This is a genomic window from Rathayibacter sp. AY1E2 (genome assembly GCF_002932325.1).
GTDB lineage: Bacteria > Actinomycetota > Actinomycetes > Actinomycetales > Microbacteriaceae > Rathayibacter.
On the sequence record NZ_PSVO01000005.1, the window covers coordinates 188,557 to 195,456 of the forward strand.

Here is a 6,900-nt window from a genome sequence, read left to right on the forward strand (position 1 = left end):
CGCTACGACCGCCGCAGTTCGAAGGTGGTGGTGCCGACCTTCACGGGCGTGTCCAGCGGCACCTTGGTGGGCGCGCCGACGCGGCGGCCGTCGAGGAAGGTGCCGTTGGTGGAGTCGAGGTCCTGGATCATCCACTCGTCGTTCCAGAGGAGAAGGCGCGCGTGGTGGGTCGAGGTGTAGTCGTCGCGGATGACCAGCGTCGACTCCGCGGAGCGGCCGATCGTCAGCGGGTCGCCGGTCAGCTCGAGCTCGGTGCCCCGCTTGGGGCCCGAGGTGATCACGAGGCGCTGCGCCGTGTGGACGGTGGCAGCGCCTCCCTGCTCGGCGCGCTCGGCGGCGGCCTCGCGGCTCCTCCGGGCCGAGGGGGCCGACGGGGAGGCGGGCTGCGCGGGCGCGGGAGCCGCGGCGGCCGCGGCGACCACGGGCTGGGCGGCCGTCACGAACGGGGCCTCGGGGGACGCGGCCTGCGTGCCGGGCGGCAGCTTGCGCACGCGCTGCCCGAAAAGGTCGGAGCGCAGCGCGTAGACGATGCCGAACACGAAGAACCACAGCAGCGCGAGGAACGCGATGCGCAGGAGGAAGAGAGTGAGCTCGCTCATAGCCGGTCGTCCCAGAATCCCTCGGAGCCGCGTCCGGCTGCCCTGCCGGACGACGGGCGGTCGGTGCGTGCGGGCGCGGAGCCCTGCACGACGCGGTAGACGATCGAGGTGCGCCCGATCGTGATGGTCTGCTCGGGGGCCAGGGGCGCCTGCGTGACGGGCCGGCCGTCGAGCTTGGAGCCGTTCGTGGACCCGAGGTCGTGCACCTGGGCGCGGGAGCCGTCCCAGAGGATCTCGACGTGCTTGCGGGACGTGCCCGAGTCGTCGACGGTGATGTCGGCGTCGCTGCCGCGGCCGATGACGGTGCGCGCCTTCGTGATCGGGTGGCGCCGGCCGTCGATGTCGAGGACGGGCGTGTAGGCGACGGTGCCCTTCACGCTGCGGGAGTCGACCTCGACCATGCCGTCGCTGAGCGCCGGATCGACGGCGAGGGAGATGTCGATCGGGCCGGGGAAGCGGAAGCCCTGCTTGGTGGCGTGCTCGGTGGCGACCGTGGTGAGCTCGTCGATCAGCGTGGCGCCGAGGCGCTGCATCCGGTCGAGGTCGGTCGCGGACATCCGCAGGACCAGGCTGTTGGGGACGAGGATGCGGTCGCGGCTGACCACGGCGGCGGAGGTGTCGAGCTCCCGGCGGAGGGCGGAGGCGAGCTCGACCGGCTGCAGACCCGACTTGAAGGTCCGCGCGAACGCGCCGTTGACGACGCGCTCGAGTCCCTTCTCGAAGTTGTCCAGTATGCCCACAGTCTTCCGATCTTCCGGTTCTTCGCCTTCTCGGCGGTCGCGCACGGATCGAGATGTCTGCGCGCCCGTCGCCGCTTCCTCTTCTTGGTCTGCGCCGCGCACGGCTACGGGCATGTTACTGGGATGGTCTGGATGCGCGATCCTCCGCAGTGGTTTCGCGGCCGGAGTGCCGTGTGCGCGCTCTCACCGGGGCGGCTCGGCGGCGGCTCCCGGGGGAGCGGCGGCCCGGGACGGTGAGTGCCGGTTCGGCTCGGGGGCCGGGGGATGCTACGATTTCTCGTCGGCGCTTCGGTGCCGCTGGTGAGCGCGAGTGGCGGAATAGGCAGACGCGCACGGTTCAGGTCCGTGTGCCCGAAAGGGCGTGGGGGTTCAACTCCCCCCTCGCGCACCAGAGTTCACGAGAACCGGAGTTCGAGAGAACCAGGTTCGAGAGAACCAGAGGAGAAGCCCCCGATCGGATGTCCGGTCGGGGGCTTCTTCCGTTCCCGGGTGCGGTGCGCCGCGGGGCGGGCTCCTGTCGTGTCGTTCTCGCGGACGGCGTCCCGCGGAGGGGCGGTGTTCACCGGGAGGTCGGCGGGGCGTCGTCCGGCGCGGGCACGCTCGCGGGGTGATCGCCCTCCGTGCCGACGTGTCCGCCCTCGATCCGCGGGCGCTGCCCGAGCTGCTCCGACGCCTCCGCCGGCACCGGAGCGTGCAGGTGGGGGAGTGCCAGTGGATCGCGGTGCTGCCCGGATCGGGCCCGGTGCTGCTGACGGCCGGCGACCGGCTCGTGCTCGACCTGCTGATCGAGCGGCGTGCGCTGCTCCCCGTGGTGATCGACGCGCTCGAGGCCGAGCTGCGCAGCGGCGGCTTCCGCGAGCGGATCGCGCTGAGCTGGAGCACGCCGGACACGGTGCCCGTGCTGCTGCGCTGACGGCTCGCGGTCAGCGGCGGGTGAGCTCCACGACCGGGATGATGCGGGTGGTGCGCTTCTCGTAGTCGAGGAAGCCGGCGGAGGTGGTCGTGAAGCGGGCCCAGCCGGCGTCGCGCTCCTCCCCGGCGAGAACACGCGCCCGGACGTCGACGGTGCCGTCGTCGGGGGTCTCGATCGCCAGGTCCGGGTGGGCGATCATGTTGTGGAACCAGGCGGGGTGCTTCGGCGCACCGGCGGCGGACGCGGCGAGCAGCCAGACGTCGTCGGAGGGGTGCAGCGCCATCAGCGGAGTCACGCGCTCCTCACCGGAGCGGGCGCCGCGGTGGTGCACCAGCACGAGGCTCCTCCCGAAGCCGCCCGTGGTCACGGTCCCGCCGTTCGCGCGGAACTCCTCGATGATCGTGTCGTTCCAGTCGGCCATGCTCGTCCTCCTCGACGCGGTGCCGGCACTCGAGTGCCGGGGTCAGGCGCGGGCGCCCAGAGCGTCCTCGCGGCTGCTGCTCCCACCCGGCGGCTGTGCGCCCCCGGTGACGGCGGCGGGATCCGCCAGCGCCCGCCGCCAGGGTAGCTCCGCGGCGCCGACGAGTTCCAGCCTCGAGCGCAGGGCCGCGCGCTCGATCCGCACGCCGCGCGCGAGGTCGCTCAGGGCGCGGGCCGAGACGCGGGCGGCGAGGCGCTCGCGGTCGACGGTGAGCAGCGAGCCGAGGAAGCCGCCGAGCACGACCGCGGTGGGGTTGAAGAGGTTGATGTAGGTGGACAGGCCCTCCGAGAGCAGGTCGACCTGGCGGGCGACCTCGCCGAGGACGGCGGGGTCGCGGGAGGTGCCCAGGGCGATGTCGAGCTCGTCCTGGTCGAGGACGCGGGCGCCGAGGACGTCGAGGAGGGAGCGCATCCGGACCTCGGCCTCGAGGCAGCCGCGCCGGCCGCAGCCGCAGAGGCGGCCGTTCGTGGCGACGAGGGTGTGGCCCAGCTCGGCCGCGAACCCCGAGGAGCCCTGGAGCGGGACGCCGCCGATGATGACTCCTCCGCCGATGCCGCCCGCGCCGCCGGTGACGTAGACGACGTCGGCCACGCCGTGCGCGGCTCCGAAGAGGGACTCGCCGATGGCGCCGAGGGTCGCGTCGTTGCCGACGGCGACCGGGAGGTCGAGGGCGCGGCTCAGCTGGGTGGCGAGGTCGACGTCGCGCCAGCCCAGGTGCGGGGCGCGGTGGACGAAGCCGGAGTCGGCCTGGACGAGGCCGGGGACGGCGACGCCCGCGCCGACCAGCGTGCGGAGCGACTCCCGCTCGGAGCGGAAGCCCTCGACGATCCCGGTGACGACGCGGACCACCGTGGCCGGGCTCGCGGGCTTGGGGGTGTCGAAGCGGACGCGGCGCAGCAGCTCGCCGTGCAGCCCGACCAGGCCGACGATGATCGCATCGGTGTCGAGGTGGACGCCCACGGCCGCGAACCGGTCGCCGGGGACGACGGTGGCGCTGGGGCGGCCGATGCGGCCGTCCGGTGCGGTGGTCTCCTCCGCCACCCAGCCGAGCTCGCTCAGCTCGCCGACCAGGTTCGCGACGGCGGAGCGGTTCAGCCCGGTGAGGCGGCCGAGCTCGGCGCGGCTGGTGGGACCGGAGCGGTGCACCAGCGTCGCGAGGCTCGCGAGGTTCGTGCGGCGCAGCAGCGCGTTGCTGGAGGCTCCGACTGCTCCTGCCATGATCGCCTGCCTGTCGCTGGACCCCGACGGGTCTCGGATGCACTCGGGCGCGGCTCCCCCGAGGAGAAGCCGCGCCCGAGAACTGTAGAAGAGAAGGACGAGGAGCGCCGCTGGGCGGAGCCCGGCGTTCGCCTAGCGGCCGCCGGCGCGGCGCTTGTTGAAGATGTCGAACGCCACCGCGAGCAGGAGCACGAAGCCCTTGATCGCCATCTGCCAGGCCGCGTCGACCGAGAGGATGGAGAGGCCCATGTTGAGCACGCCCATCACGAGTCCGCCGATGACGGCTCCGACGACGGTGCCCACGCCTCCCTGGACGGCGGCGCCGCCGATGAAGACCGCGGCGATCGCGTCCAGCTCGTAGTTCTGTCCGGCCGAGGCGACCGCACCGCCGGCGCGGGCGGTGCTGACGATGCCCGCGACTCCGGCCAGTGCGCCCATGTTGACGAAGATGAAGAAGTTGACCCACTTCGTCTTGACGCCGGACATCATCGCGGCGAAGAGGTTGCCGCCCATCGCGTAGATGTGGCGGCCGAAGACCGTCCGGCCGAGCACGAAGCTGTAGGCGAGGATCAGCACGGCGAGCACGATCAGGATGATCGGGGTTCCGCTGTAGCCGGCGAGCAGCCAGGAGAGGGCCATGATCGCGATGACGGCGATGGCCGACTTCGCCACCAGCGAGCCGATGGGCTCGCGGGGCAGCTCGAGGCGGCGGAGGGTCGCACGGCTGCGGAGCTGCTGGGCCACGAGGACGACGCAGACGATCAGGCCGAGGACAAGGGTGAGCGCGTCCCGGCCGGCGATGCCGCCGAGGACGCCCGGCAGCCAGCCGGCGCCGATCGCGGTGAACTCGGTGGGGAGGCCGTTGATCGTTCCGCCGGTGAGGAGGACGAGGGTGAAGCCGCGGAAGATCAGCATGCCCGCGAGGGTCACGATGAACGCCGGTATGCCGACGAAGGCGACCCAGAAGCCCTGCCATGCTCCGACGGCGGCGCCGGTGACGAGGGCGACGACGACGGCCGCCCACCAGGGCAGGCCCCAGTTGTTCATGGCGATCGCCGAGATGGCGCCGACCATCGCCACGACCGAGCCGACCGAGAGGTCGATGTGGCCGGCGATGATGACCATCACCATGCCGATCGCGAGGATCAGCACGTAGGCGTTCTGCTGGATCAGGTTGTTGACGTTGCCGGGCAGGAGCAGGCGCCCGCCGGTCAGCACCTGGAAGAGCAGGATGATGATGGCCAGCGCGGCGAGGATGCCGTACTGCCGGAGGTTGATGTTCAGCCGGCGCGAGCGCTTGGGCGGGGTGGAGGGCGTGTTGGCGGGCGTGTCCGCCGGCGCTGTGGTGGTCGTGGCGCTCATCGGGCCTGTTCCTTTCCGGCGGTCATGTAGTGCATGAGGTGCTCCTGGGTGGCGTCGGCGCGATCGATCTCGCCCGTGATCCGTCCCTCGGAGATGGTGTAGATGCGGTCGGCGAGGCCGATCAGCTCGGGCAGCTCGGACGAGATGACGACGACCGCCTTGCCCTGGGCTGCGAGCTCGTTGATGATCCCGTAGATCTCGTACTTGGCTCCCACGTCGATGCCGCGGGTGGGCTCGTCGAGGATCAGCACGTCGGGACCGGAGAAGATCCACTTCGAGAGGACGACCTTCTGCTGGTTGCCGCCGGAGAGCTTCCCCGTGACGGCCGAGACGGTCGGCGCCTTGATGTTCATCTTCGATCGGTACGAGTCGGCGACCTTGTACTCGCGGTGCTTGTCGATCACGCCGAGCCGGGCCAGGCGCGAGAGCGCGGCGGCCGAGACGTTGACGGTGATGTCGCCGATGAGGTTGAGCCCGTAGCGCTTGCGGTCCTCGGTCGCGTAGGCGAGGCCGTTGCGGATCGCCTCGTCGACGGTGCGGGTCTGGATCTCCTTGCCGTCCTTGTAGACGCGGCCGGAGATGCCGGTGCCGTAGCTCCTCCCGAAGATGCTCATCGCGAGCTCGGTGCGTCCGGCACCCATCAGGCCCGCGAAGCCGACGATCTCGCCGGCGCGGACGGTGAAGGAGGCGTCGTCGACGACCACGCGGTTGATGTCGACCGGGTGGTGGACCGTCCAGTTCTCGACGCGCAGCTTCTCCTCGCCGATCTGCGGGTCGCGCGGCGGGAACATGCTGTTGAGGTCGCGGCCGACCATCGCGCGGATGATCCGGCTCTCGGACGCCTCCTCGCCGGCCATCGGGAAGCTCTCGATGGTGCGGCCGTCGCGGATGATCGTGACGGTGTCCGCGATGGCGCGGATCTCCTTCAGCTTGTGGCTGATGATGATGCAGGTGATGCCCTGCTTGCGGAGCTGGTCGATCAGGCCGAGCAGGTGGTCGCTGTCCTCGTCGTTGAGGGCGGCGGTGGGCTCGTCGAGGATGAGGAGCTTCACCTCCTTGGCGAGGGCCTTGGCGATCTCGACGAGCTGCTGCTTGCCGACGCCCAGCTCGAGGATCTTGGTCGCGGGGCTCTCGGCGAGGCCGACGCGGGCGAGCAGCTTGGCCGCCTCCGCGTTGGTCGCGTTCCAGTTGATGACGCCGCGGGTCGACTTCTCGTTGCCGAGGAAGATGTTCTCGGCGATGGAGAGGTAGGGGCTGAGGGCGAGCTCCTGGTGGATGATCACGATGCCGTCGGCCTCGCTGTCGTTGATCGACCGGTACTGCGCCTCCTCGCCCTCGAACTCGATGGTGCCCTCGAAGCTGCCGTACGGGTACACGCCGGAGAGGACTTTCATCAGGGTCGACTTGCCGGCGCCGTTCTCGCCGCAGATGGCGTGGACCTCGCCGGGCTGGACCGAGAGCGAGACGCCGTCGAGGGCGCGGACGCCGCCGCCGAACTCCTTGACGATGTCGCGCATGATGAGGATGGGACTGGCCAACAGGGCCTCACTTCGTTGGGGGGGGAGTGGTGTGCGGACGGGGAGGCGG

The 6,900-nt window shown here is 71.3% G+C and carries 7 protein-coding genes and 1 tRNA gene; 2 read left to right on the forward strand and 6 right to left on the reverse strand.

Annotated elements, in window-relative coordinates:
* Window positions 1–2 precede the first annotated feature (2 nt).
* Window positions 3–599, reverse strand: a complete 597-nt coding sequence (locus tag C5C49_RS06630) for an FHA domain-containing protein (protein WP_104274437.1) — start codon at window positions 597–599, stop codon at window positions 3–5.
* Window positions 596–1,339, reverse strand: a complete 744-nt coding sequence (locus tag C5C49_RS06635) for a DUF3662 and FHA domain-containing protein (protein ID WP_104225775.1) — start codon at window positions 1,337–1,339, stop codon at window positions 596–598. Before C5C49_RS06635 ends, C5C49_RS06630 begins: the two co-directional genes overlap by 4 nt.
* 304 nt (window positions 1,340–1,643) lie before the next feature.
* Between C5C49_RS06635 and C5C49_RS06640 the strand changes: the two genes are divergently transcribed.
* Window positions 1,644–1,730, forward strand: a tRNA-Leu gene (locus C5C49_RS06640).
* A 216-nt stretch (window positions 1,731–1,946) separates the two neighbouring features.
* Entirely contained in the window at window positions 1,947–2,252 is a 306-nt protein-coding gene (locus C5C49_RS06645) for a hypothetical protein (protein WP_104288513.1), read from the forward strand.
* 10 nt (window positions 2,253–2,262) lie between these two features.
* On the opposite strand, the gene C5C49_RS06650 is transcribed toward C5C49_RS06645, so the two are convergent.
* The 4 genes from C5C49_RS06650 to mmsA all read right to left on the reverse strand — a co-directional run bounded on the left by C5C49_RS06650 (window position 2,263) and on the right by mmsA (window position 6,830).
* Window positions 2,263–2,673 (reverse strand): nitroreductase/quinone reductase family protein, encoded by a 411-nt coding sequence (locus C5C49_RS06650; protein WP_104345734.1) that lies wholly within the window; start codon window positions 2,671–2,673, stop codon window positions 2,263–2,265.
* A gap of 42 nt (window positions 2,674–2,715) precedes the next feature.
* A complete protein-coding gene (locus tag C5C49_RS06655) occupies window positions 2,716–3,951 on the reverse strand; it encodes an ROK family transcriptional regulator (protein WP_104222655.1) in 1,236 nt (411 codons plus the stop codon).
* Between the two features lie 132 nt (window positions 3,952–4,083).
* A complete protein-coding gene (gene mmsB, locus C5C49_RS06660) occupies window positions 4,084–5,313 on the reverse strand; it encodes a multiple monosaccharide ABC transporter permease (protein ID WP_104222654.1) in 1,230 nt (409 codons plus the stop codon).
* The gene (mmsA, locus tag C5C49_RS06665) at window positions 5,310–6,830 is read right to left on the reverse strand and encodes a multiple monosaccharide ABC transporter ATP-binding protein (RefSeq protein WP_104255654.1); all 1,521 of its coding nucleotides are present in this window, start codon (window positions 6,828–6,830) and stop codon (window positions 5,310–5,312) included. The genes mmsB and mmsA overlap by 4 nt, the downstream gene beginning before the upstream one ends.
* Window positions 6,831–6,900: the final 70 nt, after the last annotated feature.